19 protein-coding genes are annotated in these 19,755 nt (G+C 72.7%); 6 read left to right on the top strand and 13 right to left on the bottom strand.

All coding sequences use genetic code 11. From position 1 onward, the window contains the following. Nucleotides 1–128 precede the first annotated feature (128 nt). Complete coding sequence (locus ACWDX6_RS18470) at nucleotides 129–896, bottom strand: SDR family NAD(P)-dependent oxidoreductase (protein WP_451485948.1); 768 nt, start codon at nucleotides 894–896, stop codon at nucleotides 129–131. Between the two features lie 87 nt (nucleotides 897–983). Here ACWDX6_RS18470 and ACWDX6_RS18465 point away from each other — a divergent pair, with 87 nt between their 5' ends. After that, nucleotides 984–2,378, top strand: a complete 1,395-nt coding sequence (locus ACWDX6_RS18465) for an alkaline phosphatase PhoX (RefSeq protein ID WP_451485947.1) — start codon at nucleotides 984–986, stop codon at nucleotides 2,376–2,378. A gap of 85 nt (nucleotides 2,379–2,463) precedes the next feature. Here the strand turns inward: ACWDX6_RS18465 and ACWDX6_RS18460 are convergent, their stop codons facing one another. Beyond that, nucleotides 2,464–3,684 (bottom strand): TerD family protein, encoded by a 1,221-nt coding sequence (locus ACWDX6_RS18460; RefSeq protein ID WP_451485946.1) that lies wholly within the window; start codon nucleotides 3,682–3,684, stop codon nucleotides 2,464–2,466. 292 nt (nucleotides 3,685–3,976) lie between these two features. Next, complete coding sequence (locus ACWDX6_RS18455) at nucleotides 3,977–4,786, bottom strand: NAD-dependent epimerase/dehydratase family protein (protein WP_451485945.1); 810 nt, start codon at nucleotides 4,784–4,786, stop codon at nucleotides 3,977–3,979. A gap of 193 nt (nucleotides 4,787–4,979) precedes the next feature. On the opposite strand from ACWDX6_RS18455, the gene ACWDX6_RS18450 reads away from it, so the two are divergent. Together ACWDX6_RS18450 and ACWDX6_RS18445 are read left to right on the top strand one after the other, a co-directional pair. Then, nucleotides 4,980–5,909, top strand: coding sequence for a 5-dehydro-4-deoxyglucarate dehydratase (locus ACWDX6_RS18450; protein ID WP_451485944.1), 930 nt, complete (start codon nucleotides 4,980–4,982; stop codon nucleotides 5,907–5,909). Next, nucleotides 5,906–7,039 carry a hypothetical protein gene (locus ACWDX6_RS18445; RefSeq protein ID WP_451485943.1) on the top strand — a complete coding sequence of 378 codons (1,134 nt, stop codon included), beginning with the start codon at nucleotides 5,906–5,908 and terminating at the stop codon, nucleotides 7,037–7,039. The genes ACWDX6_RS18450 and ACWDX6_RS18445 overlap by 4 nt, the downstream gene beginning before the upstream one ends. 103 nt (nucleotides 7,040–7,142) lie before the next feature. Here ACWDX6_RS18445 and ACWDX6_RS18440 read toward each other — a convergent pair whose 3' ends face one another. The 5 genes from ACWDX6_RS18440 to ACWDX6_RS18420 form a co-directional block, all read right to left on the bottom strand. After that, nucleotides 7,143–7,574, bottom strand: coding sequence for a hypothetical protein (locus tag ACWDX6_RS18440; RefSeq protein ID WP_451485973.1), 432 nt, complete (start codon nucleotides 7,572–7,574; stop codon nucleotides 7,143–7,145). Between the two features lie 208 nt (nucleotides 7,575–7,782). Beyond that, on the bottom strand, nucleotides 7,783–9,231 hold the full coding sequence (locus ACWDX6_RS18435) for a peptidoglycan D,D-transpeptidase FtsI family protein (protein WP_451485942.1): 1,449 nt from the start codon (nucleotides 9,229–9,231) through the stop codon (nucleotides 7,783–7,785). An 85-nt stretch (nucleotides 9,232–9,316) separates the two neighbouring features. Beyond that, nucleotides 9,317–9,934, bottom strand: a complete 618-nt coding sequence (locus tag ACWDX6_RS18430) for a response regulator (RefSeq protein ID WP_451485972.1) — start codon at nucleotides 9,932–9,934, stop codon at nucleotides 9,317–9,319. A gap of 29 nt (nucleotides 9,935–9,963) precedes the next feature. Continuing rightward, nucleotides 9,964–11,247 (bottom strand): sensor histidine kinase, encoded by a 1,284-nt coding sequence (locus ACWDX6_RS18425; RefSeq protein ID WP_451485941.1) that lies wholly within the window; start codon nucleotides 11,245–11,247, stop codon nucleotides 9,964–9,966. Continuing rightward, nucleotides 11,244–12,236, bottom strand: a complete 993-nt coding sequence (locus tag ACWDX6_RS18420) for a hypothetical protein (RefSeq protein ID WP_451485940.1) — start codon at nucleotides 12,234–12,236, stop codon at nucleotides 11,244–11,246. Before ACWDX6_RS18420 ends, ACWDX6_RS18425 begins: the two co-directional genes overlap by 4 nt. Nucleotides 12,237–12,398: 162 nt before the next feature. Here ACWDX6_RS18420 and ACWDX6_RS18415 point away from each other — a divergent pair, with 162 nt between their 5' ends. Next, a complete protein-coding gene (locus ACWDX6_RS18415) occupies nucleotides 12,399–12,893 on the top strand; it encodes a cupin domain-containing protein (protein ID WP_451485939.1) in 495 nt (164 codons plus the stop codon). Nucleotides 12,894–12,940: 47 nt separating this feature from the next. On the opposite strand, the gene ACWDX6_RS18410 is transcribed toward ACWDX6_RS18415, so the two are convergent. Then, nucleotides 12,941–13,711 carry an IclR family transcriptional regulator gene (locus ACWDX6_RS18410; RefSeq protein WP_451485938.1) on the bottom strand — a complete coding sequence of 257 codons (771 nt, stop codon included), beginning with the start codon at nucleotides 13,709–13,711 and terminating at the stop codon, nucleotides 12,941–12,943. A gap of 117 nt (nucleotides 13,712–13,828) precedes the next feature. Here ACWDX6_RS18410 and ACWDX6_RS18405 point away from each other — a divergent pair, with 117 nt between their 5' ends. Then, nucleotides 13,829–15,325 carry an aldehyde dehydrogenase (NADP(+)) gene (locus ACWDX6_RS18405; protein ID WP_451485937.1) on the top strand — a complete coding sequence of 499 codons (1,497 nt, stop codon included), beginning with the start codon at nucleotides 13,829–13,831 and terminating at the stop codon, nucleotides 15,323–15,325. 151 nt (nucleotides 15,326–15,476) lie between these two features. Beyond that, complete coding sequence (locus ACWDX6_RS18400; RefSeq protein WP_451485936.1) at nucleotides 15,477–16,532, top strand: aminotransferase class V-fold PLP-dependent enzyme; 1,056 nt, start codon at nucleotides 15,477–15,479, stop codon at nucleotides 16,530–16,532. A gap of 111 nt (nucleotides 16,533–16,643) precedes the next feature. Here the strand turns inward: ACWDX6_RS18400 and thpD are convergent, their stop codons facing one another. Genes thpD through ectA form a run of 4 tightly spaced genes read right to left on the bottom strand, consistent with a single transcriptional unit; the run spans nucleotide 16,644 to nucleotide 19,721 of the window. After that, entirely contained in the window at nucleotides 16,644–17,531 is an 888-nt protein-coding gene (gene thpD / locus ACWDX6_RS18395; RefSeq protein ID WP_451485935.1) for an ectoine hydroxylase, read from the bottom strand. 2 nt (nucleotides 17,532–17,533) lie between these two features. After that, on the bottom strand, nucleotides 17,534–17,932 hold the full coding sequence (locus ACWDX6_RS18390; RefSeq protein ID WP_451485934.1) for an ectoine synthase: 399 nt from the start codon (nucleotides 17,930–17,932) through the stop codon (nucleotides 17,534–17,536). A gap of 32 nt (nucleotides 17,933–17,964) precedes the next feature. Continuing rightward, the gene (gene ectB, locus ACWDX6_RS18385; protein WP_451485933.1) at nucleotides 17,965–19,233 is read right to left on the bottom strand and encodes a diaminobutyrate--2-oxoglutarate transaminase; all 1,269 of its coding nucleotides are present in this window, start codon (nucleotides 19,231–19,233) and stop codon (nucleotides 17,965–17,967) included. Continuing rightward, complete coding sequence (gene ectA, locus ACWDX6_RS18380) at nucleotides 19,230–19,721, bottom strand: diaminobutyrate acetyltransferase (protein ID WP_451485932.1); 492 nt, start codon at nucleotides 19,719–19,721, stop codon at nucleotides 19,230–19,232. Before ectA ends, ectB begins: the two co-directional genes overlap by 4 nt. Between the last annotated feature and the right edge of the window lie 34 nt (nucleotides 19,722–19,755).

Genomic DNA, 19,755 nt, shown 5'->3' with positions numbered 1-19,755 from the left:
GGTGCGCGCCTTCCGGTACGGGGCGGGTGCCCCCTTCCCGTACGAGCGGCCTGGTCGTCTCCCGTACGGGGCGGCTCGCGGGCGCCCGATCCCGTCCCGTACGGGAGCGCGGCGCCCCACGCCCCCCTTCAGGTGCGCAGGTGCGACGCGCCGTTGAGGTCGAGGATCGTGCCGGAGGACCATTCGGCCTCCGGGGAGGCGAGCCAGAGGACGGCCGCCGCGATCTCCTCGGCCGTGGCCACGCGGTGGAAGGGGCTCTGGGCCAGGATGGCCGGACCCTCCGGGCCCGTGAGCCGCGGAGCCACGCGTTCGGTGGCGAAGAAGCCCGGCGCCACCGACGCGACCCCGATGCCGTACGGGGCCAGCGAGACGGCCAGCGACTGGCCCAGCGCGTGGACGGCGGCCTTCGTCGCGCCGTAGGCCGGGTGGTCCGGCTCGCCCCGGAAGGCGCCGCGCGAGCCGATGTTGACGATGCGGCCGCCACCGCCCTGGTCGATCATCCGCCGCGCCGCCAGATGGCTCAGGTTCGCCGTACCCAGCAGGTTCACGGACACATGCCGCTGCCAGAGCGCCACCCACTCGTCGTACGGGGTGTCGGGCAGCGGATGGCGGATGTTCACGGCCGCGTTGTTCACCAGCACGTCGATCCCGCCCAGTGCCTCGGCCGCCGCCTCCGCGACCGCCGCTGCCCCGGCCGGATCCGCGAGGTCGCCGCCGACCAGCGCGTGGCCCGTGCCGTCGAGCGAGCCGAGGGTCTCGCGGGCCTCGTCGGCACGCGAGCCGTAGTGGACGGCGACCCGGTCGCCGTGGGACGCGAACGCCCGCGCCACGGCGCGGCCGAGGCCCCGTGACGCACCGCTGACGAGGACGCGCCGGCCGGAAGCTGGCAGGTTCATGGAAGGTGGCCTCTCCGTTCAACTGGTGTTCGTGCGTGCGCGGGACCGTGTGCCCGACATCGGGTGACCTCAGGGAGACGTATCGCCATGCCCCTCAACCGTAGAGAGTTCGCCAAGCGGTCCGCCGCCAGGGGTGCCGGTCTGGCGCTCACCGGCGCGGTCGGCGCGCTCGCCACCGCGCCCGAGGCGCTCGCCGCCGAGGAGCCGGAGACGTACGGTGCCGGCGTCCCGCTCGGCTACGGCCCCCTCGTGGACGACCCCCGGGGTGTGCTCGCCCTCCCCGCCGGCTTCTCGTACCGCGTCCTCACCCACAGCGGTGTCACCACGCTGGAGTCCGGGGAGTTCACGCCCCAGAAGCACGACGGCACGGCCACCTTCGACGGCCGCCGGGGCGTCACCCTCCTGGTCAACAACCATGAGCTCAAGGGCCCCCGGTCCCGCTGGAAGCACCCGGTCCCGCTCACCGAGGGCCTCGTCTACGACCCGGCCGCCTCCGGCGGCTGCACCGTCGTCGAGGTGCACCGCGACGGCACCGTCGCCGAGTGGGTCGGCATCGCCGGTACCTCCACCAACTGCGCGGGCGGCAGGACCCCTTGGGGCACCTGGCTCACCTGCGAGGAGAACTCCGACCGCGCCGGCGAGAACGGCATGACCGAGGACCACGGCTACGTCTTCGAGGTCGACCCGTACGACCGCCGTGCCAACCGCGACCCGAAGCCCATCAAGGCCTTCGGCCGCTACGACCACGAGGCCGTCGTCATCGACCCGAAGCGCGGCCACGCCTACCTCACCGAGGACGCCGACGAGCCCAACGGCCTGTTCTTCCGCTGGGTTCCGCCGCAGGGCTTCGAGCACGGCCGCGGCCGGCTCCGCACCCTCGCCGACGACGCCGGGCGCCTCCAGGCGCCCCGCTGCATCGACTCGGCGGGCCGGTTCGTCGACGACCTCTCCCGCGCCACCCGGATCGGCACCGTCTACGGCGTGGACTGGGTCGACGTCCCCGACCGTGACGCCCGGACCGTCGAGGTCCGTGCCCAGTTCGCGGACCACGAGGTCACCCGCGCCCGCAAGCTGGAGGGCATGTGGTGGGCCGACTCGGGCGCCTACATCGTCTCCTCGTACGCCCGTGAGGAGAGCCCCGGCGCCGCGCACGACGGTCAGGTCTGGTTCTACGACCCCAAGCGCCGCACCCTCACGCTCAAGGTGCTGCTGGGGGTGGCGTCCGGCTACGACGGCCCCGACAACATCACCGTCTCGCCCTACGGTGGTCTGGTCATCGCCGAGGACGGCGAGGGCGTCCAGCATCTCTTCGGCGCCACCGACCGCGGCCGCACCTACCCCATCGCCCGTAACGACCTGAACGGGAGCGAGTTCGCGGGCGTCGTCTTCTCGCCGGACGGCGACACCCTCTACGCCTGCATCCAGGAGCCCGGGCTCCTGCTCGCCATCACCGGACCGTGGCGCCGCCGGTCCCGCCGCTGACCTCGGTCGGCCGACCCTGGCCGGCGGCGGGTCGCGGACACCTTTCCGACCGGACCCCCACCGGCGCGCGGCCGGCCGACCGGGATCAGAGGGCCTGGGCGGCCGGCTTCACCATGCCCCGGACGGTCCGGGACTTCACGAACTCGCCCATCGCCGTCATCTCCCACTCGCCGGAGAACTGCTTGATGAGCTTGGCCATCATCACGCCGGTCTGCGGCTCGGCCGTGGTGAGGTCGAAGCGGACCAGCTCCTCGCCCGTCGCCGCGTCCATCAGCCGGCAGTACGCCTTGGCGACCTCGGTGAACTTCTGCCCCGAGAAGGAGTTGACCGTGAAGACGAGTCCGGTCGCGTCGGCGGGGAGACGGCCGAGGTCGACGACGATGACCTCGTCGTCGCCGGCGCCCTCGCCGGTCAGATTGTCCCCGGAGTGCTTGACCGAGCCGTTCAGGATGGACAGCTTGCCGAAGTAGCAGCTGTCCAGGTGGTTGCGCTGGGGGCCGTAGGCGATCACGGAGGCGTCGAGGTCGATGTCCTTGCCGCGGTAGGCCGGCTCCCAGCCGAGACCCATCTTCACCTGCGAGAGCAGCGGTCGGCCGCCCTTGACGAGGGACACCGTCTGGTTCTTCTGGAGGCTGACCCGGCCCTTGTCGAGGTTGATCTTCCCCGGGGAGGCGGCCGGGGCGGCGGGGGCCGCGGCGGGCGGCGGAGGCGTCGGGGCGGAGAGCCGCGGGTCCGCGGGGGCGGCCGCCGGGGGCGCCGCCGGGGCGGGCGGTGCGACCGGCGCGGCCTGCGCCGCCGCGGGCTCCTCGTCGACCGAGACGCCGAAGTCGGCGGCGATGCCGGCGAGCCCCTCGGCGTACCCCTGGCCGACGGCTCGCGCCTTCCACGCGCCGTTGCGCAGGTAGATCTCGACGACGACCAGCGCCGTCTCCGTGCCGAGCCGGGGCGGGGTGAAGGTGGCGAGGACGGTGCCGGCGTCGGCGTCGCGGATGGTCGCCGTGGGCTCGATGCCCTGGAAGGTCTGGCCCGCCGCGTCGGGGCTGGCGGTGACGACGATCCTCTCGATGTCGGCCGGTACCGCACCGGTGTCCACGACGATCGCGTCCGGCGCGGTGCCGCCGCCGGAGCGGTACGTCACACCGGGGCCGGCCGGCTGGTTGTAGAAGATGAAGTCGTCGTCCGAGCGCACCTTGCCCTCGGAGGTGAGCAGCAGGCCCGAGACGTCGAGCCGCACCGGGGCGGCGACGTCCACCGCCACGCGCGCGGCGGAGAGAGGGATGTTCGAGCCGGGGGTCATAGCGGTCATGCCAGGGGTAACGAGCGAGACCGCTTTGCCGTTCCCTTACCTTCGCTCGCTTCGGCCACTTCGGTTACGGGGATGGTTCCGGGCGGCGCGTGCGTTGCCGGACTTGTACGCGCCGGTCCAGCGGGCCATGACCAGCTGGGCGTCGCCCGCCCCCACCTCCGCTTCTCAGGGCGGCGGAGGCTGCCGGGCCCTCTCGGTCGAGATCGACGCGTCCGCGCCGGACGACCGCCTGGAGAGCCTGCTCGGCCGCCTGCCCCCGGGGCACCCGTACGTTCTCCGTACCGGCCGGCCGTCAGTGGGGCCAGCGCGGCGGGTCGGTGCAGAAGTGGCCGCCCAGGTTCGCGTTCGCCGGATCGTCGTCGGACGGCAGGCCCTGCTCGGCGATGATCCGCTCCGCGAACCGTTCCGAGTCGTCCCGCGGTTCGTAGCCGAGCGCCCGGGCCGTGGAGAGGTCCCACCACAGGCGGGTGTTGGCCGAGGAGCCGTACACCACGGTGTGCCCCACGTTCTCGGCGGTGAGCGCGGCGTGCAGCAGCCGGGCGCAGTCGGCCGGGCTCAGCCACACCGACAGCATCCGCACCGAGGTCGGCTCCGGGAAGCAGGAGCCGATCCGGACCGAGACGGTCTCCATCCCGTGCATGTCCCAGTAGAACTGGGCCAGATCCTCACCGAAGCACTTGGACAGGCCGTAGAAGGTGTCGGGCCGGTGCGGGGTGTCGACCGGGACCAACGGATCGCCGTCGCGCGGGCGCGGGGTGAAACCGACGGCGTGGTTGCTGGAGGCGAAGACGATCCGGCGTACCCCCTCCTCCCGTGCCGCCTCGTAGAGGTGGTGCAGGCCGGTGATGTTGGCGGCGAGGATCTTCTCGAAGGTGGACTCCAGCGAGATCCCCGCGAGATGGACGATGGCGTCGACACCCCGGACGGCCTCCCGGAGCGCCTTCCGGTCGGCGAGATCGGCGACGATCGCGTCGGGCGCGCCGTCGACGGGTGCCAGATCGAGCAGCCGGAGCTCGTATCCGTGGGCGGGCAGCAGCTCCCGCATCAGGGTGCCGACGCCGCCTGCGGCGCCGGTGAGCAGGACGGTGCGGGGTGTGGGCATGGAGCAAATCTCCGTCCATAGATCGTATTCACAACCATGGACACGCTAGGGAGCGGCTCACGAACCGTCAAGGGGCGTGCGTGGGCGCGGGTTTCTGCCTTGACCTGCGCTCCGGCGCTGCTCTAGCGTGAGTGTGTTCATGAATATGGACGGCAATCAGAATTGTGCACGACGGACTTCTCTGGGAGCGCCCGTGACCTCAGCCCCGCTCGCCGACCGGCTCGACGGCCTGCTGTTCTTCCCCGTCACCGCCTTCGGCCCGGACGGCACCGTCGACCTCGACCTCTTCCGCGCCCATGTGCGCGCCGGCGTCGAGGCGGGCGCCGGCGCCGTCTTCGCCTGCTGCGGTACCGGAGAGTTCCACGCCCTCACGCCCGAGGAGTTCCGCGCCTGCGTCGCCGCCGGCGTCGAGGAGACCGCCGGCCGGGTCCCCGTCGTCGCGGGCGCCGGGTACGGCACGGCGCTGGCCGTCCAGTACGCCAGGCTCGCCGAGGAGGCGGGCGCCGACGGGCTCCTCGCCATGCCCCCGTACCTCGTCGTCGCCGACCAGCCGGGCCTGCTGCGCCACTACACCGAACTCGCCGCCGCCACCTCCCTCGACGTCATCGTCTACCAGCGCGACAACGCCGTCCTCACGCCGGAGACCGCCGTCGCCCTCGCCCGGGCGGAGGGCGTCATCGGCCTCAAGGACGGCCTCGGCGACCTCGACCTCATGCAGCGGATCATCAGCGCCGTCCGCTCCGAGGGACTCGACCTGCTCTACTTCAACGGCCTGCCCACCGCCGAGCTCACCGGCCTGGCCTACCGGGGCATCGGCGTCGCGCTCTACTCCTCCGCCGTCTTCTGCTTCGCCCCCGACATCGCCCTCGCCTTCCACCGCGCCCTCGCGGCCGGCGACGACGCCACGGTGAACCGGCTCGTCGACGGCTTCTACCGGCCGCTCGTCGAACTCCGCGCCAAGGGACGCGGATACGCGGTCTCGCTCGTCAAGGCGGCGGTACGGATGGGAGGCCTGGACGTGGGAGAGGTACGGCCGCCGCTGAGCGAGCCCGCGCCGGAGCATCTGAAGGAACTCGCCGGGATCATCGCGCACGGGCGCGCCCTCCTCGGGGGTGACGCATGAGGGCCGGCACCTTCGTCTACCCCTGGGACGTCGTCGGCGATCCGGCGGCGGCGGACCGGCTCGCGGACCTCGGCGTCGCCCAGGTCACGCTCGCCTCCGCCTACCACTCCACGCGGGCGCTCACCCCGCGCCACCCGGCCCACCGGATCGTCACCGCCGAGCACGCCGCCGTGCTCTATCCGCCGGACCCGGCCCGCTGGTCCGGGCGCGACCTGCGACCGTACCCGGCGGGGGAGTGGGCGCCGGGCGACGCGTACGGGCACGCCGCCGAGGCGCTCGCGGGCGCGGGTCTCGAAGTGCACAGCTGGGTCGTCCTCGCGCACAACTCCCGGCTGGGCGCCGAGCACCCGCAGACCTCGGTCGTCAACGCGTACGGCGACCGCTATCCCTGGGCGCCGTGCATCGCCCGGCCCGACGTCCGCGCCTTCCTGGTCGATCTGGCGGCCGAGGCGGCGGTACGGCCCGGGGCGGTCGGCACCGAGCTGGAGTCCTGCGGCTGGTACGGCCTGGCCCACCTCCACGCCCACGACAAGACGGCGGGCGTGCCGCTCGGCGACGCGGAGCAGTACCTGATGTCGCTCTGCTTCTGCCCCTCCTGCCGCCAGGGGTACGGGGAGGAGGGCCTGGACCCGGACGAGCTGGCCACGGCCGTGCGCGGTGCCCTGGAGCCGGTCTGGGCGGGGGGCCCGGCGGGCCGGCTCCGCGCCGCCGAGGCGGACGCCGTCCTGGCCTGGCGCGTCCGGACCGCCCGGGCCCTCCAGGAGGCCGCCGTGGGCGCGGTCCGGGCCGCCGCCCCGCCCGGCTTCCGCGTCCTGCTCCACGCGGACCCGCTCCCGCACCGCTGCGGCGCGAACGTCGGCACCGACCCGGCCCACGTCCTCGGCGTCGCGGACGGCGTCGTCACCCCGGCCGCCTCCGTGGCCCCGTTCGCGCCGCACGCGGGCCCCGCCTCCGTCATCGCGGCCAACCTCCAGGTGGTCACCGGCATGGGAGGCTCCCCGCGGACCCTGGCCGACGACGCGAAACGGGCGGCCGGCGCGGGGGCGACCGAACTCCGCCTCTACCACGCGGGCCTGGCCTCCAACCCGGACCTCGCGGCGGTACGGGACGCCCTGCGGGCGCTGGGCTGAGACAAGGCCCCGAGACGTCGGGGGGCCGGCCGGTCGCCCGTCGCCGCCGTGCGGCCAACCGCGTCCGGCGGCGCCTCCCGCTGGACGGCCGTCATCGCCGCGATCAGGACCCAGGGCAGACGCCGTCGACATCCGAGACAGCGTGCCGCCGGGCACCATCCCGTCCGGACCGGTTCTCGTACCGGAGCGCCGCAGCCGTCGCCAGTGCGCCCAGGCCCTCCCAGAGGCCCACGCCGAGGAAACCGGCCGGTGCGCGGCCCGTGACGACCGCGAGGGTGAAGACCGTGCAGGTGAGCAGGCGGAAGGGGACCGTCCAACGGAAGAAGGGCTTCCAGTCGGCGAGGGAGGCGAGGACGTAGTACACGCCCATATTGAGCGCGGCTATGGAGGACGCCGTCAGGAACACGAGGGTGTGGTCTCCCTCCGCGCGGCTCGCGGCGGGTACGGGTTCGAAGCCCATGGCCGTGAGCATGATGTCCGGGGCGAGGAGCCCCACCACCCCCATGGCCGCCGCGAGCAGTCCGAAGACGGCCATGGTCCAGCCGGAGAGGGAACGGGGCAGTCGCACTGCGGTCCTCCGCGAGGTCGAATCCGTGCTCGGAACGCCCGGATCGTCAGGGACCCTGCATACCGTGCCCCGTGCCTCGCCGACCAGCCGGGGACCTTGCATACCGTGCCCCGGGCCCCGCCGACCAGCCGGCCCCACCGCCCCGTGCTCTCCGGCATGATCCGAACGAGAGGCCCTAGTCCAGGGCCGCCTTCATCATCTTCCGCGCCACCGGGGCCGCCAGCCCGTTGCCGCTGACCTCCGAGCGGGCCGCGCCCGAGTCCTCGATCATGACGGCGACCGCGACCTCCTTCCCGGTGTCCGCGTCCTTGGCGTAGGACGTGAACCAGGCGTACGGCGTCTTGCTGTTGTTCTCGCCGTGCTGCGCGGTGCCCGTCTTGCCGCCCACCTCGGCGTCGGCGAGGGCCGCGTTCGTGCCCGTGCCCTCCTCCACCACGGTCACCATGGCGCTGCGCAGCTGCTCCGCCGTCGAGGAGGAGACGACGCGCCGGGTGTCCCCGTCCTCCGAGGACTCGAGGGTGTCGCCGTCGGAGTCGACGACCTGGGAGACCATGTGCGGGGACGCCATGAGCCCGTCATTGGCGATCGCGGCGGACACCATGGCCATCTGGAGCGGAGTGGCGGTCACATCGAACTGGCCGATACCGGTCAGCGCCGTCTGCGCCTCGTCCATACCCGACGGGTACACGCTCGCGTAGGCGCGTACGGGCACGTCCAGCTCGGCGTCGTTGAAGCCGAACTCCTCCGCCATCGCCTTCACCTTGTCCTGCCCGAGGTCGACGGCCATCTTGGCGAAGACGTTGTTGCAGGAGTACCGCAGCGCCGTGCGGATGGTGGCGTTCTCGCAGGGCGCGGACGCGTTCTCGTTCCTCAGCACGGTCCGCGTGTGGGGCAGCGTGTACGGATCGGGGCTGGCGGTCGCCGTGTCCACCGAGCCGTACAGTCCGTCCTCCAGGGCCGCCGCCGCGACGACCAGCTTGAACGTCGAGCCGGGCGGGAGCGGCTGCCGCAGCGCCCGGTTGACCAGCGGCTTGTCCTCGTCGCCGGTCAGCGCCCGCCACTCGGAGCCGTCCGTGAGACCGGCGATCTTCGACGGGTCGTACGACGGGGTGGACACCAGACCCAGGATCCGTCCGGTCTTCGGGTCGAGGGCGACGGCGGCGCCCTTCTTCCCGCCGAGCGCCTCGTAGGCCGCCCGCTGGACGTCCGGGTCGATCGTGGTGAGCACGTCCCCCGGCTCCTGCTGCTTGCCGGTGAGGGCGTCCAGCGGGTTCTTCAGCCGGGTGTCGGTGCCGTCCAGGACATCGGCGTAGATGCCCTCCAGCTGGGTGGCGCCGTACGCCTGCGAGCTGTAGCCGGTGACGGCCGCGTAGAGCTCGCCGTCCGTGTAGCGGCGCTTGTACGCGAGGTCGGTCCCCTCCGTCTTCTTCGAACCGGTGACCGGCGAACCGGCCACGATGATGTCCCCGAGCGGCTGCGCGTACCGCGCCATGACCTTCCGCCGGTTGTCCTTGTCGTCCGCGAGGGCCTTGCCTTCGTACGCCTGCACCCAGGTCGCCCGGCCCAGCAGGGCCAGCACCAGGAGCAGCGCGAAGACCGAGGCGCGCCTGATCGTCTTGTTCATCCCATAGGCGGGACGAACGAAGGGGCGGCGACCGTTCCGGATGTGTCCCGTTTCTCAGGAAACGTTCATGCGCCGACAGGCCGGGTCATCGCGGGGTGATGAACCCCGATTCGTACGCCGTGATCACCGCCTGCGTGCGGTCGCGGGCGCCGGTCTTCGCCAGAACCGCCGCCACATGGGTCTTGACCGTCGCCGGGCCGACGCCCATGCGGGCGGCGATCTCGGCGTTCGTCAGGCCCGCCGCCACCAGCCGCAGCGCCTCCGCCTCGCGCTCGGTGAGCCGGGCCGCCCAGGGCGGCGCCTTCGGCGGGCGGCGGCGGGCGTGCTCGGCCGCCAGGCCGCGTACCGCCGCCGGATAGAGCAGGGAGTCGCTGCGCGCCACCAGCCGGACCGCGCCCACCAGCTCCTCCGCCGCCGCCCGCTTCAGCAGGAACCCGGCCGCTCCCGCCCGCAGCGCGTCGTACACGTACGCGTCGTTCTCGAAGGTCGTCACCACCACGATCCGCGGCGGTTCCGGCAACCCCCCGAGGATCTGCTCGGTCGCCCGGATCCCGTCGGTCTCCGGCATCCGTACGTCCATCAGCACCACGTCCGGCCGCAGCTCGCGTACCACCGACACCGCTTCGGCACCGGTGGCCGCCTCGCCGACGACCGTCAGGTCCGGCTCCGCGTCCAGGATGACCCGCAGGGCCGTGCGGACCATCCGCTCGTCGTCGGCGAGCACGATCCTGATCACCGTCCGCCTCCCAGGGGCAGACGGACCGCGAGCCGCCAGACGCCGTCCGCCGGGCCCGCCTCGGCCGTGCCGCCGAGCAGGCGGGCCCGTTCGGCGATGCCGCGCAGGCCGCGTCCCCCGTCGGGCCGGACCACCGGCGCGCGGCCGGGCAGCGGATTCTCCATCGTGATCTCCAGCTCCTCGTCGTGCAGTTTGACGCGCGCGGTCACGCGCGCGCCGCCCGCGTACCGGGCGGCGTTGGTCAGACCCTCCTGGACGATGCGGTACGCCTCCCGCGACACCGCGTCCGGTACGCGCTCCAGCTCTCCGCTCACCGTCAGCTCCGCCCGGCCCCCCACGGCCCTGAGCAGCGAGTCCAGCGCGGCCAGGTCCGGGCCCGGCAACCCACCGCCGGCCCCGTCGTCGCCCTGGCGCAACAGACCGAGGACCGCGTCCAGTTCACCGACCGTGCGCCGGGTCGTCTCCTCGATCGCGGCCAGTGCCTCCCGTACGAACTCCGGGTCCGAGTCCAGGACCCTGCGGGCGGCGCCCGCCTGGAGGGTGACGGCGCTCAGCGCGTGGCCGACGGAGTCGTGCAGTTCGCGGGCGAGCCGGTTGCGGACGGCCAGTTCGGCGGCGCGCCGTTCGGCCGCCGTCAGCCGGTCCGCCCGGCTCGGACCGAGCAGCCGCGGCGCCTGCCGGGCGAGGAACGCCCCCGCGCCCGCCGCGACGGCGGCCAGGGCGACCAGCATCAGCAGGCCCGCCGGGACGTACAGCCAGAGCGCCCATGACCGGTCGAGCCCCCAGAACGCGGCCAGTTCGGACTGGCGCAGCCCGGCCGAGAACGGCAGGACCAGCAGCGTCACCGCGAACGGCGGCAGCGCCAGGGTCGCGCCGCTGACCAGCGCGCCGATACCCAGATGGAGCGTGAACCAGCCCGCCGTCCGCGCCTTGGCGCCCCGGCCCCTGGCGGGGCCGTCCGCGAGCCCGTCCGGCGCGACGCCGCACAGCGCCCGCGCCGCCGCCACGGACATCGGCCGGGTCAGCGGGAAGAGCGAGGTGAGCGCCGCCAGCGGCAGTCCGATCGCGTACGCCCCGACGTGCGGGGTGACGCCGCCGGAGAACATCGACGTCCCGGTGAGCGGGCCCATGACCACGGTGCCGACCAGCCAGTACGGCATGAACAGCGCGCCGCCCAGGACCAGATGGACCCATCGGAGCCTGACCCGCTGCCCCGTCAGCGGCCCGAGCCGTCGCCCCACGCGCTCGCGCCCCGTCGCCAGCGTGAACGGTCGTCTCACGCGCTCGCGCTCCGGCGGCGCAGGAAGACGGCCAGACAGCCCGCCAGCAGGAATCCGCTGATCATTTCCCCAGCGTAGGCGAGCCGCATCAGCCCGGTGTGCGCCTCGACCGGATCGGTTCCCGGCAGGAGCGACACCAGGGCCATGTACGCGCCCCAGCAGCCCAGAGCGCCCGAGCCGACCCAGCCCGCCGCCAGCGCCGTACGGACCGGGAGAGAGCGCGCCCGCTGGAACACCAGCAGCAGGACGGGGACGACGGCGACGGCGGCGAAGAAGAGGCGCGTCCACTCCAGCACGTGGAAGTCGGACGTGCGCTCGGCGACGCGGGCCGCCGCGAGGCCGGTCGTCGAACCGAGGGCCCACATCACGTGCGGCACGGCCGCCACGACGGCGAGCAGGGCGGCGACCACGGCCGTGACCCGCGTCGTTGTGCCGGAGAAGCGGACGGGCAGATCACCGAGGGCGCCGCTCCAGAGATGGCCCCAGCGGTCCCGGGTGTAGAGGAAGAACAGCGTGCCGAGCGCGATTCCCTGGACGATGAAACCGCCGTAGACGACGCCGAAGACCCACTCGTCGAGGAACGGCCTGCCACCGGCGGCGTGCCTCTGCGGGCCGGTGAACAGGGAGGTGGCCCACTGCGCGGGGAAGCCGATCATGATCGGGGCGAGCAGCCCGCTCGCGGCCCACATCGGGACCGCGAGGAGCCAGGCCCGGACCCGCAGACCCCAGGGCTGGGTGAGCAGCAGGGCGAGCACCACGACCAGGGCGTCCGCCACGACGGAGACGGAGTTGGCGACGATCATCAGCGCCCGGTGGTCGAGGAGCACACTGCCGGCCGGGATACCGGTCTCGCCGCCCGCCACCCAGGCGATCTTGAGGGTGATGTAGGGCAGGCAGGCCACTGCGGCGAGGGTGCGCAGGATCCGGCGGGCGGCGCTCGGCCGGATGGCGGCGGGCGCCGGGGCAGGGAGGTGAGCGGTCTGTGTCATGGCTCCACGCTGTCCCGTGGCCCACCCCCTCCACCTCCTGCCGGGCGACGAACCGCCTCCGCCGCACGGCGGAGAAGCGCCTCCACCCACGGGAATTGACCCATGATTTCAGTTGGAGAATGCACCCTGCCTCAGGTCACCGGAGCTCATAGAGTGATCTTCATGAACACGACGCAGACCTTCGCCCCGCTCCTGACCCGTGCCGCCGACGCCGAGACCACCGCCGACCCCAGCAGCGTGATGACCCTCCTCGCCGACTCCGACACCACCGGCGGTCTGCTCACCAGCTACCGCTCGTCCTTCGCGAAGGGCGCGGTCGGCGCCCCGGCGCACTTCCACACGAAGGCGTCGGAGATGTTCTTCGTGCTCGGCGGCTCGCTCCAGGTCCTGGTCGGCGAGGAGCTGAGCGTCCTGGAGGAAGGCGACTTCCTGCTGGTGCCGCCGCACACCCCGCACGCCTTCGCGGCCGCGCCGGGGGCCGAGGCCGACGTGCTGTTCGTCTTCACGCCGGGCATGGCCCGGTTCGACTATCTGCGGCTGCTCGGCCGGGTGATGCGCGGTGAGGCGAGCTTCGAGGAGATCAAGGAGTCCTCGGAGCGCTTCGACAACCACTACGTCGACAGCCCGGTGTGGCAGGCGGCCCTGGCCGCGCGCTGACCCACGGCGACGGGCCTGTTCGGAGCCGCCGTCGCGGGCCCGCCCGTTCAGAGCCGCCGGGTCGCCAGCGTCAGCCGGTCGCGCGCGTCGAACAGCGCGTCCTTGATCATCTGCTCGTGTCCGGGGGTGAGCCGGGCCACCGGCACCGAGCAGCTGATCGCGTCCCGCGCCGGGGTCCGGTACGGGATCGCGATGCCGAAGCAGCGCAGCCCGAGGGTGTTCTCCTCGCGGTCCACCGCAAAGCCCTGCTCGCGGATCAGGTGCAGCTCCTCGATGAGCTTCTCGCGGTCGGTGAGGGTGTGCTCGGTCAGCGCCGGCAGCGTCTCCGGGAGCATCTTCCGGACCTGCTCGTCGCTGTACGTGGCGAGCAGCGCCTTGCCCAGCGAGGTCGAGTGGGCGGGCAGCCGGCGGCCGACCCGGGTGAACGGCCGCAGATAGTGCTGCGACTGGCGGGTCGCCAGATAGACCACGTTGGTGCCGTCGAGCCGCGCCAGGTGGATGGTCTCGGTGGTGTCGTCGGAGAGCCGGTCCAGGGTGGGCCGGGCGGCGGCCACCACCTCGTCGCCGTCGATGTACGAGGTGCCGACCAGCAGGGCCCGGACGCCGATGCCGTACCGCGTGCCGGTCGCGTCGGTCTCCACCCAGCCCAGCTCGACCAGGGTGCGCAGCAGCATGTAGAGACTGGACTTGGGGTAGCCGACCGCCTCCTGGACGGCGGCGAGCGAGTGCATTCCGGGCCGCCCGGCGAAGTACTCGAGCAGTTCCACCGTCCGTACAGCGGACTTGACCTGTGACCCACCCGTGTCGGCCGTCGACATCACGTCGCCCCTCTCGTCGCCGCCCCTTGTGGAGACGGCCCGCCCGTCAATAGAGTCCCATTCACCTACAGGAACCGTGTTCAGAATAGCGAACAGGTCGTGAAGAGGGGCGTGTCGGTGGCGGCTGAATCAGTGTGGAGTGTGGACCCCCGGACGGGGAAGCCGCGCGAACAGGTTGCGGTGGAAGCCACAGCGAACGAGGTCGACCAGGCCGTACGGGCCGCGTACGCCGCCCGGGACGCGCTCGCCGACCGTACGGCGCGGGCCGCCCTGCTCCGTACCGCCGCCGACCTCCTCGACGAGGCGGCCGCGCACGTGATCGAGGCGGCCGACGCCGAGACGGCCCTCGGCCCGGTCCGGCTGACCGGCGAACTCGCCCGTACCACCGCGCAGTTGCGCTCCTTCGCGGACGTCGTCGACGAAGGCTCCTTCCTCGACGTGCGCATCGACCTGCCCGACCCGACGTCGACGCCGCCCACCCCGGACCTGCGCCGCTGGAAGATCCCGCTCGGGGTCGTCGCCGTCTACGCGGCCAGCAACTTCCCGCTCGCCTTCTCCGTCCCCGGCGGCGACACGGCGAGCGCGCTGGCGGCCGGCTGCCCCGTCGTGATCAAGGCCCACCCCGATCACCCGGCCACCTCCGAGCTCTGCGCCTCCCTGCTGCGCCGGGCCGCCGCCAGGGCCGGACTTCCCGAGGACGTCGTCGTCCTCGTCCACGGCTTCGACGCGGGCGTGGAGCTCGTCCGCCACCCGCTGGTCGCGGCGGCCGGCTTCACCGGTTCGGTACGCGGCGGGCGCGCGCTCTTCGACGCGGCGGCCGCCCGGCCCGTCCCCATCCCCTTCCACGGCGAGCTCGGCTCGCTCAACCCCGTCGTGATCACCGACGCGGCGGCGCGCGAGCGGGCCGAGGAGATCGGGGCCGGACTCGCGGGCTCCATGACCCTGGGCAAGGGCCAGTTCTGCACCAAGCCGGGCTTCGTCCTCGCACCGCGAGGCGAAGCGGGCGACGGCGTCGTCGGGTCGCTGACGGCGGCCGTCAGCGAGACCGAGCCGGGCGTCATGCTCGACCACCGGATGCGCGACGCCTTCGTCACCGGTGTCCGGGAGCGGGCCGGGCTTCCCGGCGTGGTCGCGCCGGTCACCCCGGGCGCCGGCGGGGAGCACACGGTCAGCGCGGGTGTCCTGACCGTCGACGCGGAGATCCTCCTCAAGGGCGGTCACGAACTGCTCCTGGAGGAGTGCTTCGGCCCCGTCACCGTCATCGCCCGCTACGCCTCCCGGGAGGAGATCAGCGAGGTCCTCTCCCTGCTGCCCGGCAACCTCACGGCCACCCTGCAGATCGCGGCCGGCGACGACCCGGACGCCCCCGGCCTCCTCGCCGAGCTCACCCCGCTGGCCGGACGCGTCCTGGTGAACGGCTGGCCGACCGGCGTGGCGGTCGCGGCCGCCCAGCACCACGGCGGGCCGTACCCCGCCACCACCTCCACCTCCACCTCGGTCGGTGCCACCGCGATCGAGCGCTGGCTGCGCCCGGTCACGTACCAGTCGACCCCGCAGCACCTCCTCCCGCCGGAGCTGCGGGACGACAACCCGCTCGGTGTTCCGCGCCGCTGACCGCACGGCGAGCGGTGCCGCCGGGCCGGGGCGTCTCCCGGCCCGGCGAAGCCCGGCCCGCCGACGGCCTCTGTGACGTGTGAGCAGTGCGCGGCACCCCCCTTGATCACGCGTCGTTGACGTGAGGTCGAGGGGAACCCAGGCTGGGGCCATGGATTTCTTGCACCCCCTCGGCACAGCCGAGTTCGCGCCGAAGCAGACCTATCTGAACACCTCCGCCTGCGGGTTGCTGCCGCGCAGGACCATCGAGGCGATCACGCTCCTCGCCGAGGAGACCGCGGCCGGCCGCCCCGACGGCGCGGGGAGCTTCGACATCGTCGACGAGGCCCGTGCCCGCTTCGCCCGGATCGCCGGGGTCCGCCCCGACCGGGTCGCCGTCGGCAGCTCCGTCTCGGTCCATGTCGGGATGATCGCCCAGTCGATGCCGACCGGGGCCGAGATCCTCTTCCCCGAGGGGGACTTCAGCTCCGTCATCACCCCGTTCACCGTGCGCGGCGACCTCAAGACGCGTTTCGTGCCGCTGGAGCGGCTCGCCGAGTCCGTCCGGCCGGAGACCGCGCTCGTCGCCTTCTCGTGCGTGCAGTCGGCGGACGGCCGGACGGCCGATCTGGCGGCGATACGGGCGGCGGCGGCCGCGCACGGGGCCCGTACGCTGCTCGACGCCACCCAGTCGGCGGGGTGGCTGCCGCTGCGGGCGGGGGAGTGGGACTACACCGTGTCCGGCGGCTACAAGTTCCTGCTCTGCCCGCGCGGGGCGTCCTTCCTCACGGTCACGGAGGAGGCTCAGGACTCCCTGCTGCCGATCCACGCGGGCTGGGTCACGGGCGAGGAGATGTGGGCCAACAGCTACGGCCCGGTCCGCGAACTGGCCCGCTCCGCCCGGCGGTTCGACGAGCCCGCGGCCTTCCTCTCGTACCACGGCGCCGCGCGCTCGCTGGCGCTGCTCGAAGAGATCGGCATCGAGCGGATCGAGGCCCACGTCAAGGCGCTCGCGGCCCGCTTCCGGGAGGGGCTCACCACCCTGGGGCAGACGCCCGTCGCGGACGTCTCCGCGGTCGTCGCGGTCCCCGGCCTCGGCGACCGCCAGGACGCGCTCCGGGAGGCCGGCATCCTGATGTCCGCCCGCGCGGGCAACCTGCGCGCCTCCTTCCACCTGTACAACGGCACGGCGGACGTGGACCGCGCCCTGGAGGTCCTGGGCGGCTGACACCGGCCGGGGCGAGGCGCGCGGACGCCCCCGGACGCCAGGCCGAGGCCTGATGTGCGGGGGCGTGTCCGGGGCGTTCGCGGCGACGGGTGGGCCAGGGGCCCGCGCCCGTCACCGTACCGGGGTGAAGTCCCTCGCCCCGATGAACTCCGGCCGCCGCACCGGTGCGGCGAACGGCTCCACCGCCGCGTTCTCCACGCTGTTGAAGACGATGAAGACGTTGCTGCGCGGATACGGCGTGATGTTGTCGCCCGAGCCGTGCATGGCGTTGCAGTCGAACCAGGTCGCCGACCCCGCCCGGCCGGTGAAGAGCCGGATGCCGTGCGCGTCGGCGAGGCTGGTCAGCGCCTCGTCGGAGGGGGTGCCCGCGTCCTGCATCTGGAGCGAGCGCTTGTAGTTGTCCTTCGGGGTGGCGCCCGCGCAGCCGAGGAACGTCCGGTGCGACCCCGGCATGATCATCAGACCGCCGTTGGTGTCGTGGTTCTCGGTCAGCGCGATCGACACGGACACCGTCCGCATCCTCGGCAGCCCGTCCTCCGCGTGCCAGGTCTCGAAGTCCGAGTGCCAGTAGAACCCGGAGGCGCCGAAGCCCGGCTTCACGTTGATCCGCGACTGGTGGACGTACACGTCCGAGCCGAGGATCTCCCGGGCCCGGCCCACCACCCGCTCGTCGCGTACGAGCCGGGCGAAGACCTCGCTGATCCGGTGCACCTCGAAGACCGAGCGCACGGAGCCCGACTTCGGCTCGATGATGGCGCGCTCGTCGCCCCGTACGGCCGGATCGGCGATCAGCCGGTCGAGCTCCTGCTTGTAGACGGCCACTTCGGCGTCGGTGAGCAGGTCCGGCTCGGCGAGGAAGCCGTCCCGCTCGTACGACTCCAGGTGCGGGCCGGCCGGCCCCCAGACCACCGGGTCCCGGCGGGGCGTGAGCACCTCGGAGGCGCCGCGCGTCGGGTAGAGGTCGGTCAGGTCCGTGCTGTTGGTGAGTACGTCGGTCATGATCAGGCCTCCTCCGTGAGCAGGGGGTACACCCCGTTCTCGTCGTGGTCCTCCCGTCCGGTGACGGGCGGGTTGAAGACGCAGACGCACCGGAAGTCGGTCTTCGGGCGCATGGTGTGCCGCTCATGGCCGTCGAGCAGGTACATCGTGCCGGGCTCGATCCAGTGCGTCTCGCCGGTCTCGTCGTTCGTCAGCTCGGCCTCGCCCTCGACACAGAGGACGGCCTCGATGTGGTTGGCGTACCACATGGACGTCTCCGTGCCCGCGTACAGCACGGTCTCGTGGAGGGAGAAGCCGGCCTTCTCCTTGGCGAGGAGGATCCGCTTGCTCTCCCAGGTGCCGGACCTGGCCCTGACGTGGCGGTCGGTGTTCTCGATGTCCTTGAACGATCGGACGATCACGGTGGTGCAACTCCCTTGGGTGTACGGGTGGTTCAGACGGTCTCGTGGACCGCGCGGGACAGCGTGCGCAGTCCCTCGTCCAGCTCCTCGGGCGTGATGGTGAGCGACGGCAGCATCTTCACGACCTGGCTCTCGGGACCCGAGGTCTCCAGGAGGAGGCCCAGCTCGAAGGCGCGGGCGCAGACCTTCGCCGCCCGGGTCCGGTCCGCGAACTCCAGGCCCCACACCAGGCCGCGGCCCCGGAAGTGGGCGCCGTCGGCGGAGTTCTCCTCGCAGAGGGCGAGGAGCGCCTGCTCGACCTGCTCGCCGCGCGCCAGCGTCTGCTTCTCCATCTGGCCGTCGGCCCAGTAGGCGTCGAGCGCGGCGGTGGCGGTGACGAAGGCCGGGTTGTTGCCGCGGAACGTGCCGTTGTGCTCGCCGGGCTCCCACAGGTCCAGCTCCGGCCGGAACAGGCAGAGCGACATCGGCAGGCCGTACCCGCTGATCGACTTCGACAGCGTGACGATGTCGGGGGTGATGCCGGCCTCCTCGAAGGAGAAGAACGCGCCGGTGCGCCCGCAGCCCATCTGGATGTCGTCGACGATCAGCAGCATGTCCTGGCGCTTGCACAGGTCGGCGAGCGCCCGCAGCCACTGGCTCCTGGCGACGTTGATGCCGCCCTCGCCCTGGACCGTCTCCACGATCACGGCGGCGGGCTTGTTGAGCCCCGAGCCCTGGTCCTCCAGCAGCCGCTCGAACCAGAGGAAGTCGGGGACCTGCCCGTCGAGGTAGTGGTCGAACGGCATCGGGGTGCCGTGCACCAGCGGGATACCGGCGCCGGCCCGCTTGAAGGCGTTGCCGGTGACGGCGAGCGAACCGAGCGACATTCCGTGGAAGGCGTTGGTGAAGGAGACCACCGATTCACGGCCCTTCACCTTCCGGGCCAGTTTCAGCGCGGCCTCCACCGCGTTGGTGCCGGTCGGCCCCGGGAACATCACCTTGTACGGCAGCGAGCGCGGCTCCAGGACGACCTCCTGGAAGGTCTCCAGGAAGGCGCGCTTGGCGGTGGTCGCCATGTCGAGGCCGTGCGTGATGCCGTCGCGCTCCAGATAGTCGATCAGGGCGCGTTTCAGTACGGGATTGTTGTGGCCGTAGTTGAGGGAACCGGCGCCGGCGAAGAAGTCGAGGTAGTCGCGGCCGTTCTCGTCGACGAGACGGGCGCCCTGGGCGCGGTCGAAAACGGTGGGCCAGCCGCGGCAGTAGCTGCGCACCTCCGACTCCAGGGTCTCGAAGACGCTCAGGGCGGGCGGGGCGATGGTCACAGCGTTTCTCCTGTGGGCTGGAAGGGTCCGATGCGGTACAGGACTTCGGGCTGGTGGCCGGCGCCGTCGGGGAAGAGGTCCCCGTCGAAGAGGACCTCGCGCTCCAGGTGGAGCCCGTGGCGCCGGGCGTAGGAGGTGAACAGCCGGTCCGAGGCGGCGTTGTCCGGCGTGATGGTCGTCTCGACGGCGTCGGGGGTCGTCCGCACGGTCAGCGCGTCCAGGAGCACCCCGGCAAGGCCCCGTCCCTGGTGTGCGTCGTCGACGGCGATCTGCCAGACGACGAGGGTGCCGGGGCGGTCGGGCCGGAGGTATCCGGTGACGAAGGCGATCGGCTCCCCGTCGGCGTCGCGCGCGACCAGTGACGTGGCGGCGAAGTCGCGGCACCACAGCAGATAGCTGTACGAGGAGTTCAGGTCCAGTACCTCGGAATCGCGGGCGATACGCCAGATCGCGGCTCCGTCCTCCACTCGTGGGCTTTCTACGGTCATGGCTGCTTGTGCGGCGGTCATGAGGAGGGAATTT

It is taken from the genome of Streptomyces sp. NPDC003027 (genome assembly GCF_053591435.1).
The sequence above is the reverse complement of the archived record's forward strand: the minus strand, read 5'-3'. Positions and strand labels throughout refer to the sequence as shown.